This is a genomic window from Nocardioides lianchengensis, assembly GCF_900101465.1.
Classification (GTDB): domain Bacteria; phylum Actinomycetota; class Actinomycetes; order Propionibacteriales; family Nocardioidaceae; genus Nocardioides; species Nocardioides lianchengensis.
Map to the genome: position 1 here is coordinate 333,541 of NZ_FMZM01000003.1, position 16,594 is coordinate 350,134.

At 73.2% G+C, this 16,594-nt stretch carries 18 protein-coding genes; 8 read left to right on the plus strand and 10 right to left on the minus strand.

Translation table 11 applies throughout. The features are described from left to right. Window positions 1–102: 102 nt before the first annotated feature. From BLT76_RS25640 to BLT76_RS07520, 3 genes are all read left to right on the plus strand, one after another. Window positions 103–756, plus strand: a complete 654-nt coding sequence (locus BLT76_RS25640; RefSeq protein WP_090853102.1) for a hypothetical protein — start codon at window positions 103–105, stop codon at window positions 754–756. Between the two features lie 166 nt (window positions 757–922). Then, on the plus strand, window positions 923–1,144 hold the full coding sequence (locus BLT76_RS26130; protein WP_211752778.1) for a histidine kinase: 222 nt from the start codon (window positions 923–925) through the stop codon (window positions 1,142–1,144). Beyond that, window positions 1,141–1,782 carry a response regulator transcription factor gene (locus BLT76_RS07520; RefSeq protein WP_211752780.1) on the plus strand — a complete coding sequence of 214 codons (642 nt, stop codon included), beginning with the start codon at window positions 1,141–1,143 and terminating at the stop codon, window positions 1,780–1,782. Before BLT76_RS26130 ends, BLT76_RS07520 begins: the two co-directional genes overlap by 4 nt. Here the strand turns inward: BLT76_RS07520 and BLT76_RS07525 are convergent. Next, on the minus strand, window positions 1,751–2,467 hold the full coding sequence (locus BLT76_RS07525) for a GNAT family N-acetyltransferase (RefSeq protein WP_090853108.1): 717 nt from the start codon (window positions 2,465–2,467) through the stop codon (window positions 1,751–1,753). The two genes, BLT76_RS07520 and BLT76_RS07525, sit on opposite strands and share 32 nt — an antisense overlap. A gap of 22 nt (window positions 2,468–2,489) precedes the next feature. On the opposite strand from BLT76_RS07525, the gene BLT76_RS07530 reads away from it, so the two are divergent. Together BLT76_RS07530 and BLT76_RS07535 are read left to right on the plus strand one after the other, a co-directional pair. Then, window positions 2,490–3,134 carry a Pr6Pr family membrane protein gene (locus BLT76_RS07530; protein WP_090853111.1) on the plus strand — a complete coding sequence of 215 codons (645 nt, stop codon included), beginning with the start codon at window positions 2,490–2,492 and terminating at the stop codon, window positions 3,132–3,134. 9 nt (window positions 3,135–3,143) lie between these two features. After that, the gene (locus BLT76_RS07535) at window positions 3,144–3,482 is read left to right on the plus strand and encodes a UBP-type zinc finger domain-containing protein (protein ID WP_090853113.1); all 339 of its coding nucleotides are present in this window, start codon (window positions 3,144–3,146) and stop codon (window positions 3,480–3,482) included. Here the strand turns inward: BLT76_RS07535 and BLT76_RS07540 are convergent. From BLT76_RS07540 to BLT76_RS07570, 7 genes are read right to left on the minus strand one after another with little or no spacing between them, the layout of a single operon-like run. Further along, window positions 3,475–4,488: a S66 family peptidase gene (locus BLT76_RS07540; RefSeq protein WP_090853117.1), complete on the minus strand. Its 1,014-nt coding sequence runs from the start codon at window positions 4,486–4,488 to the stop codon at window positions 3,475–3,477. The two genes, BLT76_RS07535 and BLT76_RS07540, sit on opposite strands and share 8 nt — an antisense overlap. Before the next feature lie 5 nt (window positions 4,489–4,493). Continuing rightward, window positions 4,494–5,693 (minus strand): kynureninase, encoded by a 1,200-nt coding sequence (locus BLT76_RS07545; RefSeq protein ID WP_090853120.1) that lies wholly within the window; start codon window positions 5,691–5,693, stop codon window positions 4,494–4,496. 34 nt (window positions 5,694–5,727) lie between these two features. After that, the gene (locus BLT76_RS07550) at window positions 5,728–6,114 is read right to left on the minus strand and encodes a hypothetical protein (protein ID WP_090853123.1); all 387 of its coding nucleotides are present in this window, start codon (window positions 6,112–6,114) and stop codon (window positions 5,728–5,730) included. A 55-nt stretch (window positions 6,115–6,169) separates the two neighbouring features. Beyond that, a complete protein-coding gene (locus BLT76_RS07555; protein ID WP_090853127.1) occupies window positions 6,170–7,201 on the minus strand; it encodes a hypothetical protein in 1,032 nt (343 codons plus the stop codon). Further along, entirely contained in the window at window positions 7,198–7,758 is a 561-nt protein-coding gene (locus tag BLT76_RS07560) for a pyridoxamine 5'-phosphate oxidase family protein (RefSeq protein WP_090853130.1), read from the minus strand. Before BLT76_RS07560 ends, BLT76_RS07555 begins: the two co-directional genes overlap by 4 nt. Before the next feature lie 15 nt (window positions 7,759–7,773). Further along, window positions 7,774–9,468: a dihydroxy-acid dehydratase gene (ilvD, locus tag BLT76_RS07565; protein WP_090853133.1), complete on the minus strand. Its 1,695-nt coding sequence runs from the start codon at window positions 9,466–9,468 to the stop codon at window positions 7,774–7,776. A gap of 55 nt (window positions 9,469–9,523) precedes the next feature. Further along, a complete protein-coding gene (locus tag BLT76_RS07570) occupies window positions 9,524–10,003 on the minus strand; it encodes an SRPBCC family protein (RefSeq protein ID WP_090853136.1) in 480 nt (159 codons plus the stop codon). Between the two features lie 95 nt (window positions 10,004–10,098). Here BLT76_RS07570 and BLT76_RS07575 point away from each other — a divergent pair, with 95 nt between their 5' ends. The 3 genes from BLT76_RS07575 to BLT76_RS07585 are packed head-to-tail and all read left to right on the plus strand — an operon-like array spanning window position 10,099 to window position 14,551. Continuing rightward, entirely contained in the window at window positions 10,099–10,830 is a 732-nt protein-coding gene (locus tag BLT76_RS07575) for an HAD family hydrolase (protein ID WP_090853139.1), read from the plus strand. Window positions 10,831–10,856: 26 nt separating this feature from the next. Continuing rightward, entirely contained in the window at window positions 10,857–13,436 is a 2,580-nt protein-coding gene (locus tag BLT76_RS07580) for a glycoside hydrolase family 65 protein (protein WP_090853481.1), read from the plus strand. A 32-nt stretch (window positions 13,437–13,468) separates the two neighbouring features. Further along, on the plus strand, window positions 13,469–14,551 hold the full coding sequence (locus BLT76_RS07585; RefSeq protein WP_211752782.1) for an SGNH/GDSL hydrolase family protein: 1,083 nt from the start codon (window positions 13,469–13,471) through the stop codon (window positions 14,549–14,551). A 42-nt stretch (window positions 14,552–14,593) separates the two neighbouring features. Here the strand turns inward: BLT76_RS07585 and BLT76_RS25350 are convergent, their stop codons facing one another. Together BLT76_RS25350 and BLT76_RS07595 are read right to left on the minus strand one after the other, a co-directional pair. Further along, window positions 14,594–15,334 carry a MerR family transcriptional regulator gene (locus tag BLT76_RS25350; RefSeq protein ID WP_139175439.1) on the minus strand — a complete coding sequence of 247 codons (741 nt, stop codon included), beginning with the start codon at window positions 15,332–15,334 and terminating at the stop codon, window positions 14,594–14,596. Next, a complete protein-coding gene (locus tag BLT76_RS07595; protein WP_090853146.1) occupies window positions 15,321–16,553 on the minus strand; it encodes an MFS transporter in 1,233 nt (410 codons plus the stop codon). The genes BLT76_RS25350 and BLT76_RS07595 overlap by 14 nt, the downstream gene beginning before the upstream one ends. Window positions 16,554–16,594 lie beyond the last annotated feature (41 nt).

Genomic DNA, 16,594 nt, shown 5'->3' on the forward strand with positions numbered 1-16,594 from the left:
GACGGTACCCCCGCCGTCGGCCCGCACGCGCGCGACGACCGCCCGGCAGGTGGGGACACCACGCCCTGCCGCTCGGGACACCGAGCGGACCACGCTGCCCCCATGACCACCACCCCCGGACGGACCTGGGCCGTCACCGGCACCGTCGCCGGCCTGGCCGGCATCGCCGGCATCCAGACCTCCGCGACCATCGACGCCGTCTACGACGAGGCGTACGTCGGCGACGCCGCCCGCATCACCGAGCGTCTCGACGACTTCGTCCCGGAGCTGCTGGTGCTGCACGGCACGATGATGACGGCCAGCCTGCTGCTGCTCGTCTTCGCCGCCGGCCTGCGCCGCCGCCTCCAGGGCCAGTCCCCGGCCGGCAGCCTGGCGCCGGACGTGGCCGCCGGCGGGCTGCTGCTGACGTCGGTCGCTGCCCTGATGGGGGTCGCCTTCACCACCGAGATCGTCTTCGGGCTGACCTCGGACGACCTCCCGCTCGACCCCGAGTTCGGTGCCGTCGTCGCCCACTGGACCGGCACCGTCCCCTGGCTCTGGGTCGGCGCCGGCGTGACCGGGCTGGCCGTCGCGGTGGCGGCGCTGCGGCACGCCGCGGCGCCGCGCTGGATCGGCTGGGCGGCGGCGCTGCTCGGCGGGGTGACCACCCTGGCCGGCGTGTCGCCCCTGCAGTACCTGGCAGGCTTCACCGGCCCCGTCCTCGTGCTCGTGCTCGGCGCCGGCTTCGCGCTCGGCGACCGGCCGGGCCGCTCCTAGACCGCCCGTGACGTCGGACGCGGTCGCCGCTGCCACGTCCCCCCGGCAGGCGACCGCGGGGCGCCGGCCCACGGACGGAGGTCGACCCCGGGCGGACCCGACTCACGACGGGTCCGCCCGGGGTCCCACCCTCGACCCCACCCTCCTCGAGGAGGTACGACGAGCCGTGCACGACGGGCTCGGTCCCGCGCTGGCCGGCATCCGGCTCGGCCTGCAGGGTGCGCGCAACCTGCTGGCCGACCATCCGGACGCCGGCCTGGAGCTCCTGGCTCACCTCCAGGGCGAGGTCGACCTCGCGGTCGAGGCGGTCCGGTCCCTCGACCACCAGCTGTCAGGGATCCGTTCCGGGTCCGCGCCCGGCACCGGACTGATAGGAACAGGCCCGTGAGCGAGATCCGCGTCGCCGTCGTCGACGACCACCCCGTGTTCCGGCTCGGCATGGCCGGGCTGCTCGACTCGCTCCCCGGCATCACCGTCGTCGCCCACGCCGCGTCGGCCGCGGAGGCGAGGGAGCGGGTCGACGACGGGGTCGACGTCGTGCTGATGGACCTGCACCTCGGCGACGACTCCGGCATCGAGACCACCCGCGACCTGGTCCGGCGTCTCCCCGACCTGGCCGTGCTGGTCGTGACCATGGACGAGGACGACGAGTCGGTGGTGGCGGCGATCCGGGCCGGCGCCCGCGGGTACCTGCTGAAGAGCTCCTCGCCCGAGCAGGTCGAGCGCGGCATCCGCGCGGTCGCCGACGGCGAGGCGATCCTCGGCCCGCAGGTCGCCGCCCGGGCGATGGCCAGCATGATGGCCGGGCGGACCGCCGTACGCCTGCCGTTCCCGGAGCTGTCGGACCGCGAGCGCGAGGTCCTCGACCTGCTGGCCCGCGGCTACGACAACGCGACGATCGCGCGGCGGATGGTGCTCAGCCCCAAGACCGTGCGCAACCACGTCTCGAACGTGCTGACCAAGCTGGCCGTGCCCGACCGGGCCACCGCGATGATCAGGGCGCGGGACGAGGGGCTGGGAGCGTGACGCGGAGGGGACTGAGCTGCTGCCCGGCCTCGTCGAAGTTCGCGGGGTCGAGCCACGCCTCGTGGGCGGCGCGCACGGCGGGCCACTCGGCGTCGGTGACCGAGAACCAGTCGGTGTCGCGGTTGCGGCCCTTGACCACCAGGTGGTGGCGGAACCGGCCCTCGTAGGTGAAGCCCAGGCGGGCCGCCGCGCGCCGCGACGGCTCGTTGAGGCTGTCGCACTTCCACTCGAAGCGCCGGTAGCCGAGCTCGTCGAGGGTGTGGGCCATCAGCAGGTGGATCGCCTCGGTCGCGGCCCGGGTGCGCTGGAGCGTGCCGGCGTAGAGCACCCCGCCGACCTCGACCTGGCCGTGAGCGGGATCGAGGCGCATCAGCGTCGCCAGCCCCTCGGCCTCGCGGCCCTCGGGGCGGATCGCGAAGGTCACCGTCTCCGGGTCGCCGGCGTGGGCCGCGACCAGCCGGGCCATCTCGGCGACGTCGGTGGGCGGCTCGGTCGGCCGGTAGGTCCAGCGCGCGTGGTCGTCGGGGCCGCAGAGGGCGTCGTACAGGGGCTCGGCGTGGGCGGCCGCCACCGGCTCGAGGGTGACGTAGCGGCCGGTCAGGGTCGTCGGCGCGGGGCGCTCGCGCGGGGTCCAGCCGGGCACCTCGTCGCCCACCGGTTGGTGGAACTCGTTGTCGGTCGGCATGCGGACACCCTAGGTTCCGGGGATGACGTCCCTCGCGGCTCGCCGCTGGCACCTGGTGACCGCCGTCGTGGTCGTGACCGCGCTGGTCCTGCAGCTGGCCCTGGTGGTGCAGGGCGGGCGGGTCCTCGACGACGCGAGCGAGCCGGGGCTGGCGGCGCGGCTCGGACGGCTGGTCTCCTACTTCACGATCCAGAGCAACCTGCTGGTCGCGATCGCGGCGGCGACGCTCGCGCGCGACCCGTCGTACGACGGCCGCTGGTGGCGGGTCGTCCGCCTGGCCGGCCTGGTCGGGATCACGGTGACCGGGCTGGTGCACTTCGTGCTGCTGCGGCCTCTGCTCGACCTCGACGGCTGGGACTGGACCGCCGACAAGCTGCTGCACATGGTGGTGCCGGTGCTGACCGTGGCCGGGTGGCTGCTGGTCGGTCCGCGGCCGCGGGTGACGCTGCTCGAGGTACGGCGGGCCATCGTCTGGCCGCTCGCCTGGCTGGCCTGGACGCTGGCCGTGGGCGCGATCAGCGGCTGGTACCCCTACCCCTTCCTCGACGTCGACGCCGAGGGCTGGCTCCGGGTGCTCGCGGCGTCGGGCATGGTGACCGTGCTGTTCCTGGCGCTGTTCGCGGCGGCGTACCGGATCGACACGCGCTGGCCACGCGCGCCGCACTAGCGTGTCGTCATGACCGACATCGATCCCACCGTCCCGCCCAGCGGCCCGGGCTGCGTCGAGTGCGACGCGGCGGGCGGCTGGTGGGTGCACCTGCGTCGCTGCGCCTCGTGCGGGCACGTCGGCTGCTGCGACTCCTCCCCCGCCCAGCACGCCACCGCGCACTTCCGGAGCACCGGGCACCCCGTGGTGCAGAGCTTCGAACCCGGCGAGGACTGGTTCTGGGACTACGTCCGGGAGGTCGGGATCCTCGGCCCCGAGCTCGCCGCGCCCACCTCGCACCCCGAGGACGAGCCCACCCCCGGGCCCGCCGGTCGGGTGCCGGCCAACTGGCCCGACCTCGTCAACTGAGCCGCTGGGTGATCTCCCGGCGCTCGCCGTCGAGCACCAGGTGGGCCAGCGCGCCGTTGACCAGCGGCAGGAACGGCTGGGCGTGGCCGCATTCGACGTCCAGCACGACGGGTACGCCGAGGCTGCCGAGCGCATCGGCGACCGCCTCGGCCTGCGTCATGCCGTCCGCGTCGGACGCCCGGGTCCGCCCGATCACCACCGCGCTCGCGTGCTCGAACCACCCGGCCAGCCGCAGGCCGTGCAGGGCGCGGCAGACGTCGTACGCGCCGTGCTCGGCGGCCTCCAGGTAGACCAGCAGCCCCTCGTCGGCGTGGGCGCGACCGTAGGCCGCGACGTCGCCGTACGGCGTGCCGGCGAGGTGGCACACGGTCTCCAGGCAGCCCCCGACCAGCCGCCCGCTCACGTCGACGGGCGCCCCGTCGAGGGACCACCAGCCGCCCTCCCGGTCGAGGGTCATCGTGGCCACCCCGGGGTCGCCGACGTAGTCGTCCCAGCCCTGGTCGCGATAGCGACCCGGGCTGCGCTGCGTGAACGGCTCGGTGGCGGAGGCGACGTCGAGCCAGTGCAGGAGACCGTCGGGGGCGTCGTACGCGGTGTCCATCAGGTTGCTGCCGTGCAGGGTGGCCCAGCCGGTGCGGAGGCTGAGCGGCAGCATCAGCGTGGAGAGGTCGCTGAACCCGACCAGCCAGGTCGGCTCGGCGGCCTCGAGCGCGAACCAGTCGATCTGGTCGAGCAGGTCGATCGCCGTCTCCCCGCCCCACGGGGGTACGACGGCGCGGACCGCCGGGTCCGTCAGCATCCGGGTCAGCTCGGCCGCCCGCCGCTCCTTCGGCGCGGAGACGACCCCGTCGCCCCCGAGGCACTCCCCCACCTCGACCTCGAAGCCGCGCTCGCGCAGCCGCCGGATCCCGGCGTCCAGTCGCGGCCGCAGCCGCTCGTCGACGCCGCTGGACGGCGCCGTGACGCCGATCGTGTCGCCCGGGCGGAGCGGTCGGGGGAAGCGCATGCGCCTCAGCGTGTCAGGGCGTCGAGCGTCTCGCGAACCGTTTCCAGGCCCCGTCGTACCTCGGCGAAGGAGGTGGACAGCGGCGACAGCCCGATCCGCAGGCCGTGCGGGTCGCGGTAGTCGGGGATGACGTCGCGTCGCCAGAGCGCGGCGGTCACCTCACGCATCAGCGGGTGGTTCAGCGTGACGTGGCCGCCCCGGCGGGCGCTGTCGGGCGGGCTGGCCAGCGCCACGTCGGGCAGCAGCTCCTCGGCGAGCTCGACCGCGTGGTCGGTGAGGGCCACCGACTTGGCGCGGACGGCGTCGATGCCGACCTGCTCCAGCAGGTCCAGCATGTCCTGCAGCGCGAGCATGCCGACCACCGGCGGGGTGCCGGAGAGCATCCGGCGGATGCCGGCCGCCGGGGCGTACGTCGGCCCCATCAGGAACGGGTCGGTCGCGCCGATCCAGCCCTGGATCGGCTGCGAGATCGAGTCGAGCAGCCCCGCGTTCACGTAGACGAAGGCGGGCGCGCCCGGCCCGCCGTTGAGGTACTTGTAGCTGCAGCCGACCGCCAGGTCGACGCCCCACGCGTCGAGCTCGGTCGGCACCGAGCCGGCGGAGTGGCAGAGGTCCCAGAGCACCAGCGCGCCGGCGTCGTGGGCGATCCGGGTCAGCTGCTCGACGTCGGCGAGGTACGCCGAGCGGTAGGCGACGTGGCTGAGCACCACGAGGGCCGTGCGCTCGCCGGTCGCCTCCGCCAGCTGCTCCGCCGTGACCCCGGCGCTGGTGTCGACGTCGATCCAGCGGATGCTCAGCCCGCACTCGTCGGCGACCCCCTGCGCGACGTACCGGTCGGTCGGGAAGTTGTCGCGGTCGACCACGATCTCGGTCCGCCCGGGCCGGGCCGCCACCGCCGCTCGCATCGTCTTGTAGAGGAGCACCGTCGTGGAGTCGCCGACGATCGTCTGCCCGGCTCCCGCGCCGAGGCAGATCCGGCCGAGGTCGTCGCCGATCGTGGCGGGGAGGTCCATCCAGCCCTCGTCCCACCCGCGGATCAGCCGCCCGCCCCACTCCTCGTCGACGAATGCCTTCAGCCGGTCGCCGGTCACCCTCAGGGGCCGGCCGAGGCTGTTGCCGTCGAAGTACACCAGTGGCGTCTCGGCCCCCACGAAGGCGTCCCGGTACGACGCCAGGGGGTCGGTCTGGTCGAGGTCGCTCGTCACCTGCGCAGGGTAGCCGCGCGGCGCACGGCCTCGCTCAGCCGGCGGCGTCGGTGCTCAGCCGCTCGACCCGCTGGGCGAACCGCTCCCACGCGGCCTGCCGGGAGGTGCCGAGCGACTGCCCGATGGCGGCCCACGACAGCTTGCGCGAGCGCGCCAGCTCGACCCACTCGACCAGGAAGTCGTCGACCTGGGTCGCGGTCTGGGCGATGAGGGGGATCTTGGCGAGCAGCTCGGCGTCGGTCATCGACTCCCACGGGGGTCGCGACACCGCCTCCGTGCGTTCCGGGGAGGAGAGGACCGCGTGGTACTCGTCGACGCACGAGTGGCACATCATCGCGCCCAGTCCGCCGGCGAACTTCATGCCCTTCTCACCCTGCACCCCGCAGAACGAACACGACTTGTTCTCGACTGAGAAGTCCACCGTCCGCTGCCTCCTTCCCCCCGACCATCCTGCCAGACCGTCCGGAAGTCGGACGTCACTGGAAGCTGACGAACCGGACCCGGGGCCGGAGCGCCTGCACCGCGCGAGCATCCATGCGATGGACGTCCTCGTCGTAGAACAGCTTGAAACCCATCGTGAACTGTCGGGGACGAGCCACCGCCCGGTACGTCGCGCGCTTCTGCTGGCGGGTTCCGAACCCGTCGACGTGCTGGACCGAGGCGAGTCCCGGACGGCCGACGATCCGCTCGACGTCGGGGAGCATCGAGGTCCGGAACTGGTGCAGCACGAACAGCTTCTCGGGCAACCGCTCGCGGGTGACCAGGCGCGAGAGCCAGGCCGAGGTCCGGTTCACCTCGCGGGCGTGGACCCGGCCGACGACCCGCCCGGGCACCTGGTGGCGCGACATCCGCCACTCGGGGTCGAGCGCCAGCCCGACGTGCGGGTCGCGCAGCGCCCACTCCCAGCGCTTGGCCACGGTCAGGAAGTCGGAGCGTCCCGGCTGGATGTCGAGCAGCAGCAGGAGCCCGTGCCGCCGGGCGGCCCGGACGTAGCGGCGTACGTCGGCGCGCGGGATGTCGTGGCTGAAGTCGCCGTCGCGGCCGGGGTGCCCGTCGGCGACGGTGACGATCAGCTCGAAGACGCCCTGCACCGGGCGGCCCGGACGGCGGAACGGCCGGGCGGCCCGTCGTACGGCGGCCGCAGCCTGGTCGGGCGACCGCTCCCCCAGCACGCCGAGCGAGCCGGTGCCGGCGGTGCCGTAGTGGGCCACCAGGAACCGGCCGCCCTCGAAGACCCGGGTGCGGCCGCCCGGCAGCGTGGCGACCGGCTCCCCCGTGACCGGCTCGGCGGGGACGACCGGCTCGGTCGGCTCCGCGGGTGCGGCCGGCTCCGCGTCAGAGGTCTGGGGCGCCGGCGGCTCGGACACCGCGGGCGCGGCCTCGGGCTCGGCGCGCGCCGAGTCGGCCGACTGGTAGCCCGCCTCCCAGGAGACCGCCAGCAGCGCGAGCAGCACCAGCAGCACGAGGACGAGGATCGGCCAGGTCGGCTCGGGGCGCCGGTCGCTCACGGGACCGGGTCCTGGTCGAACGCGGGCAGGCCGTCGATGCTGGTGCGGTTCTTCTGCACCCGGTAGGCGAGCACCCCGTCGGGTCCGCGCCGCTCCATGTTGGGGGTGAGCAGGTCCCGCTCCTCGTCGAGGCTGAGCAGCGGCAGCGCGTAGCCGCAGGAGTCGCTGACCCGCTCGACGTCGACCACGATCACCGCCCGGGCGGCCGGGTTGGCCGGGAAGCGGTTGGCCCAGGTGGCGAAGTCGTCGTCGTACACCGTGACGACGCGCCCGCGGCCGTGGAACCGGACCACGTTGGGGGTCCGCTCGAAGGAGCAGAACATCAGCGTGATCCGGCCGTTCTGGCGCAGGTGGGCGATCGTCTCGGCCCCGCTCGCGGTCAGGTCGAGATAGGCGACCGTGTGCTCGTCGACGACCGCGAAGGTGTCGGCGAGGCCCTTCGGCGAGACGTTGACGTGGCCGCCGTCGCCGGACGGTGCCGTCGCCACGAAGAAGACGGGTTGGCGCTCGACGAACGCCCGCAGGCGTCCGTCGATCGCGTCGTAGGTCTTCCCCATCCGGCGGCGACCGCCTCAGCTGGTGACGGCGCCGTGGGCCGCGGACTGCACGACCTTGGCGTACTTGCCGAGAACCCCGCGGGTGTACTTCGGCGGGCGCGGCGTCCAGCCCTCCTGGCGGGCGGCGTAGTCCTCCTCGGTGATCTCGACCTCCAGCGTGCGGTTCAGCACGTCGAGCACGATCGGGTCGCCGTCCTGCACGAACGCGATCGGTCCGCCGTCGACGGCCTCGGGCGCGATGTGGCCCACGCAGAGGCCCGTCGTACCGCCGGAGAAGCGGCCGTCGGTGACGAGCAGGACGTCCTTGCCGAGGCCGGCGCCCTTGATCGCGCCGGTGATGGCCAGCATCTCCCGCATGCCGGGACCGCCCTTGGGGCCCTCGTAGCGGATGACCACGACGTCGCGGGCCTGGATCTTCCCCTCCTCGAGGGCGTCCATCGCGGCGCGCTCGCCGTCGAAGACCCGGGCGGTGCCGCGGAAGACGGTGTCGTCGAAGCCGGCCGACTTCACGACCGCGCCCTCGGGGGCCAGCGTGCCCTTGAGGATGGTCAGGCCGCCGGTGGCGTGGATCGGCCGGTCCAGCTTGCGGATCACGTCGTCGTCGAGAGCCGGCGGGGCCAGCGCCTCGAGGTTCTCGGCCATGGTCTTGCCGGTGACGGTCAGGCAGTCGCCGTGCATGAGGCCCGCGTCGAGCAGCGCCTTCATCACGACGGGGATGCCGCCGATCTTGTCGACGTCGTTCATGACGTACTTGCCGAACGGCTTCAGGTCGCCGAGGTGCGGCACCTTCTCGCCGACCCGGTTGAAGTCGTCGATGGTCAGGTCGACGTCGGCCTCGCGGGCCATGGCCAGCAGGTGCAGCACGGCGTTCGTCGAGCCGCCGAGGGCCATGACGACGGTGATGGCGTTCTCGAACGCCTCCTTGGTCATGATCTGGCGGGCGGTGATGCCGTGCTTGAGAAGGTTCACGACGGCCTCGCCGGAACGGTGCGCGAACCCGTCGCGACGCCGGTCGACGGCCGGAGGGGCGGCCGAGCCGGGCAGGCTCATGCCGATCGCCTCGGCCACCGAGGCCATGGTGTTGGCGGTGTACATGCCGCCGCAGGCGCCCTCACCCGGACAGATGGCCCGCTCGATCCGGTCCACCTCGGCGCGGGTGATCTTGCCGGCCAGGCAGGCGCCGACCGCCTCGAAGGCGTCGATGATCGTCACGTCGTTGCCGTCGACCGAGCCCGGCATCGTGGAGCCGGCGTAGAGGAACACGCTGGACAGGTCGAGCCGCGCGGCGGCCATCAGCATGCCGGGCAGCGACTTGTCACAGCCGGCCAGGAGCACCGAGCCGTCGAGACGCTCGGCCATCATCACGGTCTCGACCGAGTCGGCGATGACCTCGCGCGAGACCAGCGAGAAGTGCATCCCCTCGTGGCCCATCGAGATGCCGTCGGAGACCGAGATGGTCCCGAACTCGAGCGGGTAGCCACCGGCCGCGTGCACGCCGTTCTTGACGGCCTTCGCCAGCCGGTCCAGCGAGAGGTTGCAGGGGGTGATCTCGTTCCAGCTGGAGGCCACGCCGATCTGGGGCTTCTCCCAGTCGTCGTCGCCCATGCCGACGGCGCGGAGCATGCCGCGCGCCGCGGCCCGCTCCAGTCCGTCGGTCACGTCCCGCGAACGGGGCTTGAGGTCGTGCGTGGTCGGGTCCTGCTCGCTCATGCCTCCGAGCCTAATCGGGGCCCGGCGCCGCCGTACGCCGGTCTCAGGGTCGGGCTCAGGGGGAGCCGGTCGGCGAGGGGTCGCCCTCGGCCACCTTCTTCAGCTTCGCCAGACCCCGCTCGAAGTCTCGGCCGACCAGTCGATCCATCGGGATGACCGGGCTCAGCCACGACATCAGGCCGCTCGTCGCGCCCCGCATCCGCCAGGTCACCACCGTCGAGCCGGCGACCGACAGCAGCTCGAACCACACCTCGTTGGTGGTCGAGAACGGCTTGAGGAAGCGCAGCACCAGCTCGATCCGCTCGGGCTGCGACGACGTGATCTGCATCGACCCGGCGCCCGCCTTGCGGTTCCCGTGCCACGCGTAGCAGGCGCCCACGCCGTACGGCGAGCCCGTGTGCACGCGCTCCATGCCGGGGTCGATGTCCTCCCAGGGCGACCAGGCGGTCCACAGGTGGAGGTCGTTGACGAGCGCGTGCACCACCCGGGCGTCCGCCCCGATGGTGGTGCTGCGGACGACCTCGAACGCTCCCATGGGCGGCAGTCTGGGCCCGGAGTGGCCGGAGTCTCAACACGTCCCGGGCGGGTTGTCTGGACGAGCGACCCCTCGGGCCCTCTAGCGTGTTCCCCGTGGCCGACTTCAGCTGGGACGACGTGGACGCTGCCCTGTTCGACCTCGACGGGGTGGTGACCCCGACCGCCGAGGTGCACATGCGCGCCTGGGCCGAGATGTTCAACGCCTTCCTCCAGGCGTACGACGGGGCCGGCGACCGGTCGCCGTACACCGACGCCGACTACTTCGCCCACGTCGACGGCAAGCCCCGGTACGACGGGGTGCGCGACTTCCTCGGCGCCCGCGGCATCGACCTGCCCGAGGGCACCAGCGACGACCCGGCGAGCGCCGAGACCGTGCGCGGTCTGGGCAACCGCAAGAACGACGCCTTCAACGCGGTGCTGGCCCGCGACGGCGTGACGGCCTACCCCGGCTCGGTCGCGCTCCTCGACCACCTGCGCAACCGGGGGCTGCCGCTCGCGGTCGTCTCCTCCTCGGTCAACGCGCCGGCCGTCCTCGAGGCCGCCGGCCTGGCCGACCGGTTCCGGACCGTGGTGAGCGGGGCGGTGGCCGAGGAGCTGGGCCTGCCCGGCAAGCCCGCGCCCGACACCTTCCAGCACGCCGCCGACGTGCTCGGGGTCCCGCACGCGAGAGCGGTGGTCCTCGAGGATGCCGTGTCGGGCGTGCGGGCCGGGGCGGCCGGAGGGTTCGCCGCCGTCATCGGGGTCGACCGGGGTGCCGGTCACGGCACGCTCAGCGACGCCGGGGCGACGGTCGTCGTCAGCGACCTCGCGGACCTGGTCCCGTGAACCCCCGCAAGGTGGGCCCGGACCCGATGGACCGCGGTCGGTTCCCGATCGACCCCTGGCGGCTGGTGGAGACCAGCTACCACCCCGACGACCTGGGCGTGACCGAGACGCTCTTCACCGTGGCCAACGGCTACCTCGGCATGCGCGGCAACCCCGAGGAGGGGCGGCCGTCGTACGCCCACGGGACGTTCGTCAACGGCTTCCACGAGACCTGGCCGATCCGGCACGCGGAGGCGGCGTTCGGCTTCGCCCGCACCGGCCAGACCATCGTCAACGTGCCCGACGCGAAGGTCGTCAAGATCTACGTCGACGACGAGCCGCTGACCTTCGGCACGTCCGACCTGGAGTTCTACGAGCGATCGCTCGACTTCCGCGACGGCCTGCTGCGCCGCAACCTGGTCTGGCGCACGCCGTCGGGCAAGCGGGTGCGGATCCACTCCACGCGGATGGTCTCGATGACCCAGCGGCACCTGTCGTTCCTGACGCTGGAGATCACCATGCTCAGCGGCGACGCGCCGGTGGTGGTCTCCTCGCAGATCATCAACCGCCAGGACGGCCGTGACGAGTACGTCGGGGCGGAGCAGCCCCAGGTCGCGATCGGGATGACCGACCCACGCAAGGCGGCGGCCTTCGCCGGGCGGGTCCTGGAGCCGCGACTGCACTACGCCCGCGACGACCGGATGCTGCTCGGCTACCGCTGCGCGACCTCGGGCATGACGATCGCGGTGGCCGCCGACCACGACCTGACCACCTCCGACGAGCACGAGATCGTCGTCCGCGGCGACGAGGACCTGGCCAAGACCGTCTTCCGGGTCGACGCCACCGAGGGCAACACGATCACCCTCTGCAAGACCGTCGCCTACCACTCCTCGCGGGGCGTCCCGGTGCGCGAGCTGTCGGACCGCTGCGACCGCACCCTCGACCGGGCCAAGCGACAGGGGCTGAAGCACTACCTGGAGGACCAGCGCGCCTGGTACGGCCGGTTCTGGGACGCCGCGGACGTCGAGGTCGGGCAGCTCGCGGACGACCCCGTCGGTACGGCGAGCCACGAACTCGCGGCCGTGCAGCAGGCGGTGCGGTTCAACCTGTTCTCCCTCGCCCAGGCCAGCGGCCGCACCGACGGGCTCGGCGTACCGGCCAAGGGGGTGACCGGCTCCGGCTACGAGGGTCACTACTTCTGGGACACCGAGGTCTACGTGATCCCGTTCCTCACCTACACGCTGCCCGAGGTGGCCCGCAACGCCCTGCACTTCCGGTCGCTCATGCTTCCGGCTGCCCGGAACCGGGCCCGCGAGATGGCCCAGAGCGGCGCCATGTTCCCGTGGCGCACGATCAACGGCGAGGAGGCGTCGGCGTACTACGCGGCCGGCTCGGCGCAGGTCCACATCGACGCCGACGTCGCCTACGCGCTCACCAAGTACGTCCGGGCCACCGGCGACCGGGGCTTCCTGGTCCGCGAGGGCATCGACATCCTCATCGAGACCGCGCGGATGTGGGCCGACCTCGGCTTCTGGCGCAGCAACGGCGACGAGAGCTTCCACATCCACGGAGTCACCGGGCCCGACGAGTACACGACCGTCGTCAACAACAACCTGTTCACCAACGTGATGGCCCGCTTCAACCTGGAGCAGGCCGTCGAGGCGGTGGAGTGGGTCCGGGAGGCCGACCCGGTCGAGTTCGACCGGCTGCGGGCCCGGCTCGACCTGAGCGGCGAGGAGGTCGACGAGTGGCGTCGCTGCGCCGCCGGCATGTCGATCCCGTTCGACGCCGGCCTGGGCATCCACCCGCAGGACGACTTCTTCCTGGACCGCGAGGTGTGGGACCTGTCGAAGACGCCGGCCGAGCTGCGGCCGCTGCTGCTGCACTACCACCCGCTGGTGATCTACCGGTTCCAGGTGCTGAAGCAGGCCGACGTCGTGCTCGCGCTGTTCCTGCAGGGCGACCGGTTCAGCGACGACGAGAAGCGCGCGGACTTCGAGTACTACGACCCGATCACCACCGGCGACTCGACGTTGTCGGCCTGCGTCCAGGCGATCATCGCCGCCGAGGTCGGCCACCACGACACCGCGCTGCGCTACTTCCACGAGGCGCTGTACGTCGACCTCAAGAACCTGCACGGCAACACCGTCGACGGCATGCACGTCGCGTCCTGCGGCGGCGTGTGGAGCGCCCTGGTCTCCGGCTTCGGCGGCATGCGCGACCACGGCGGCGAGCTGTCCTTCGACCCGCGGCTGCCCGTGGGCTGGCCGGTCCTGCGCTACCGGCTCGCCTGGCAGGGCGCCCGGCTGCTGGTCGAGGTCACCGAGCGGCAGCTGCGGATCAGCCTGGAGGTCCCGCCCGCCGAGGGCGACACGGTGACGGTCAGCGTGCGCGGCACGTCGTACGACGTGAGCGCGGCGGCGCCGCTCGAGGTCGTCCTCGACGACCAGGGCCCGCGGATGACCGGCGTCGTCGACGACCACCCGATCACCGGGGGCATCCGGGCCGACGGCAGCACGATCACCGCGGGCGTCCCCGACCCGATCGTGCACGAGCCCGAGACGGGCGAGCTGCCGGCCTACCAGGAGCAGACCCCGCCGATGGGTCCGCACGTGCCGCAGTCGTAGGACCGCCCCGGAGTGGGTAGAACGAGAACGGGTTGCAGAACTCCCGTCTCGTCCCGCCCTACCCCGGAGGCACCATGCGCACCGTCCGTCCTCGCCCGTCCCGGTCGATCCTGTACGCCGCCGCCGCGCTGGTGCTGGCGACCACCCTCGGGACCGCACCCGGAGGACCGGCCGCCGCCGGACCGGCCAGCCACGTGGTGGCGAGCGGCGAGCCGATCGACTACGTCGCCCTCGGCGACTCCTACAGCGCCGGCCCGCTCGTGCCGGCCCAGCGGCTCGACCCGCTCGGCTGTCTGCGCTCGACCAACAACTACCCGGCGTTCCTGGCCGGCTACCTGAAGGTGCGCAGCTACGTCGACGTCACCTGCTCGGGTGCCGAGACGGCCGATCTCGACCGGCGCGCCCAGACGACGATCATCCCCGGGCCCAAGCCGCCCCGGCAGATCGACGCCCTGAGCGCCGGGACCGACCTGGTGACCGTCGGCATCGGCGGCAATGACCGGAAGCTCTTCGGCTCGATGATCGAGGTCTGCCAGAAGGTCGCCGAGCTCGACCCGCAGGGCGACCCCTGTCGGCGCCACTTCACCAACCGTCGTGGGGTGGACACCAAGCTCCGCGACGCCACTCGGATCCAGCGGTACGTCGGCCGCACGCTGCGGGCGGTCGCCCGGCGGGCGCCGAACGCCGAGGTGTACGTCGTCGGCTACCCGCGGCTGCTCCCCGAGCGCGGGACCTGCAAGGCCGTGAAGTTCGCGGCCGGTGACTACCGCTGGGGCAACCGGATCGAGCGGCGGCTGAACCGCTCCCTGCGCCGGGCCGCGGTCAACAACGGCGCCACCTACCTGAACCTCTATCCCGCCTCCCGCGGCCACGACGCGTGCGCCGGCCAGGAGGCCTGGATCAACGGCAGCACCCTCAAGCCGCTGCGGGCGGCCGACTTCCACCCGTTCCTGCGGGGCATGCGCGGCTCCGCACAGGAGATCTACCGCCAGCTGACCGGCGGGCGGACCGCTCCCGGCCACGGGGTCGCGCAGCCGCCGATCGGCTCGATCGGACGGTCGTCCACCACGCCGCCTCCCGGCGTCGTCGCCGCCTGGCGGGGGCAGTCCGACTGATCCGCAGCTCCCCCCGGGGGGGCGCGCAGCACGCCACCGGCCCTAGCGAGCCAGTGCGGCCTGGATCCTACCGAGGACGGCTCGCTGGGTCGGGTTGAGCAGGTCCCGGCTATGGGCGTCCAGGAGCGCCTCACCCGCGTCGAGGTCGAGCTCCTCGTCGCCGAGGTCGGCGACCATCCGCCCCAGGAACGACGTGGTGTCGGCGACCAGGCGGTCGACCTCGGCCGTCGCGGTCTCCGAGGTGAGTCGCTCGAAGCGAGCCCCGAGCTCCAGGTACGCCGCCCGCTGCCCCGGATCCTCGACCTGGGCATAGAGGCGGGCGACCATCGAGACCGCCCGCGCACCTCCGAGCTGGACCAGGATCAGGATCTGGTCCCGGTCGAGTTCGGCCAGGCGACGGGGCTGCCCGGCCTCGACGAGCGCGTGCCACTGCCGCGCCAGCTCCGGAGGCAGGTCGGGGGACGCTCCGTCCCGGCGCAGCGCCGCGATCACCGCCCGCTGCTCCTCGAGCCGTGCCACCTGCGCGGCCAGCTCGGTGTCGAGCTGCTCCAGCACCACGGCGTGCCCGTCGCCGGTGTCGTCGAGCACGCCCGGAATCGCCTCGAGACCGAGACCGAGGTCGGCCAACCGCCTGATCCGCAGCACCCGGACCAGGTCGTGGACGTCGTACTCCCGGTAGCCGTTGGCCGCCCGCTCGGGCTCGTCGAGGATGCCCAGCTGGTGGTAGTGCCGCAGGGTGCGCACGGTGACTCCGGCGAGGGCGGCGAGCTCACCGCTGCGCATGCTGGTCCTCCTGCAGGGCCGGGGCGGGGGTGACCGGGAGCTCCAGCCATCGACCGGGAGCCGCGGCCAGGGCCGCCAGCACCCAGACCGCCGCGACCAGCATGGCAGCCTCGCGGAGGCCGACGTACTCGACGAGGACCGCCGCGACGACGATGGCCAGCGGGCCCACCGCCGTGACCAGCGCGTTCTGGGTGCCGGTGATCCGACCTCGCAGCGCGTCGGGGACGCGCTCGACCGTCAGGACGCCGAGGAGGCTGGAGAAGAGGCCGCTGAAGACGCCCACGACGAAGGCGCCGACCAGGACGAGCCACCACGACCCGAGGGCCGCCATCACCCCGAATCCGACGACGGAGCCCAGCAGCCCGGTGAGCAGCCAGGTCCGGCGCCGGACCCGCGGACCCGCGGCGACGTAGGCGCCGCTGCCCAGCAGCAGGCCGGCCGCGAGGGCGGTGAGCACCAGACCCAGGCGCCCGGGCTGGTCCTCGGCGGTGAAGTAGACGGGCAGGACCAGACCCTGGAAGGCACCGAGCACGAACACCGACACCAGCGTGAGCCCGGTCAGGACGACCAGGAAGCGACTGGCGAGCAGCGTGTGCCACCCCTCCCGGACCTGTGCCCAGGAGGAGGACACCGCGCTCCCCTTCTCCACGCGACCGACCGCGTGCGGCACCAGGAGGGTGGTGAGCGCCGCCAGCAGCGAGGTCACAGCCGTGATCCACAGGACCGTCGAGCCGTCGAGCAGCGCCATCAGCAGCCCTGCGGCCGCCGGGCCGACCAGCAGGGCGATCGCCCCGAGCGCCTCACGGGCCCCGACCAGCCGCTCGACGGAGAGGTCCCCGTGCCGCGCGATCGCCGGCAGCAGCGCCTCGCGCGCGGTCATGCCCGGGACGTCACCGAACGCCCCGATCGCTCCGAGCAGCACGAACCAGCCGAGGCTGAGGCCAGTGACGTGGTCGACGACCGGCAGGGCGGCGACCGCCCCGGCCGAGACCAGGTCGGTCACGACCGAGGAGGTACGGCGGTTCACCCGGTCGATCACCACGCCCATGAACAGCCCCGCCAGCACCGCGGGTACGGCGGTCGCCGCAGCCACGGCTCCGGCGGACAGGGCGCTGCCGGTCGTCTGCAGCACGATCAGGGGCAGCGCGACGGCGGCGACGGAGTTGCCGAGCACCGACATCAGGTAGGAGCCGAGGTAGGCGACGGGGATCAGGCGCATGCCCCCAGCACAGACCCTGACGTCGCGTCGGGGTCAAGCGG

Excerpts from the sequence above, each read along its gene's own strand:
- BLT76_RS25640 (WP_090853102.1), top strand. The coding sequence starts at position 103 with ATGACCACCACCCCCGGACGGACCTGGGCCGTCACCGGCACCGTCGCC.
- BLT76_RS07525 (WP_090853108.1), bottom strand. The coding sequence starts at position 2,467 with ATGCCGACCGACAACGAGTTCCACCAACCGGTGGGCGACGAGGTGCCC.
- BLT76_RS07530 (WP_090853111.1), top strand. The coding sequence starts at position 2,490 with ATGACGTCCCTCGCGGCTCGCCGCTGGCACCTGGTGACCGCCGTCGTG.
- BLT76_RS07535 (WP_090853113.1), top strand. The coding sequence starts at position 3,144 with ATGACCGACATCGATCCCACCGTCCCGCCCAGCGGCCCGGGCTGCGTC.
- BLT76_RS07540 (WP_090853117.1), bottom strand. The coding sequence starts at position 4,488 with ATGCGCTTCCCCCGACCGCTCCGCCCGGGCGACACGATCGGCGTCACG.
- BLT76_RS07560 (WP_090853130.1), bottom strand. The coding sequence starts at position 7,758 with ATGGGGAAGACCTACGACGCGATCGACGGACGCCTGCGGGCGTTCGTC.
- ilvD (WP_090853133.1), bottom strand. The coding sequence starts at position 9,468 with ATGAGCGAGCAGGACCCGACCACGCACGACCTCAAGCCCCGTTCGCGG.
- BLT76_RS07570 (WP_090853136.1), bottom strand. The coding sequence starts at position 10,003 with ATGGGAGCGTTCGAGGTCGTCCGCAGCACCACCATCGGGGCGGACGCC.
- BLT76_RS07580 (WP_090853481.1), top strand. The coding sequence starts at position 10,857 with ATGGACCGCGGTCGGTTCCCGATCGACCCCTGGCGGCTGGTGGAGACC.
- BLT76_RS25350 (WP_139175439.1), bottom strand. The coding sequence starts at position 15,334 with ATGCGCAGCGGTGAGCTCGCCGCCCTCGCCGGAGTCACCGTGCGCACC.
- BLT76_RS07595 (WP_090853146.1), bottom strand. The coding sequence starts at position 16,553 with ATGCGCCTGATCCCCGTCGCCTACCTCGGCTCCTACCTGATGTCGGTG.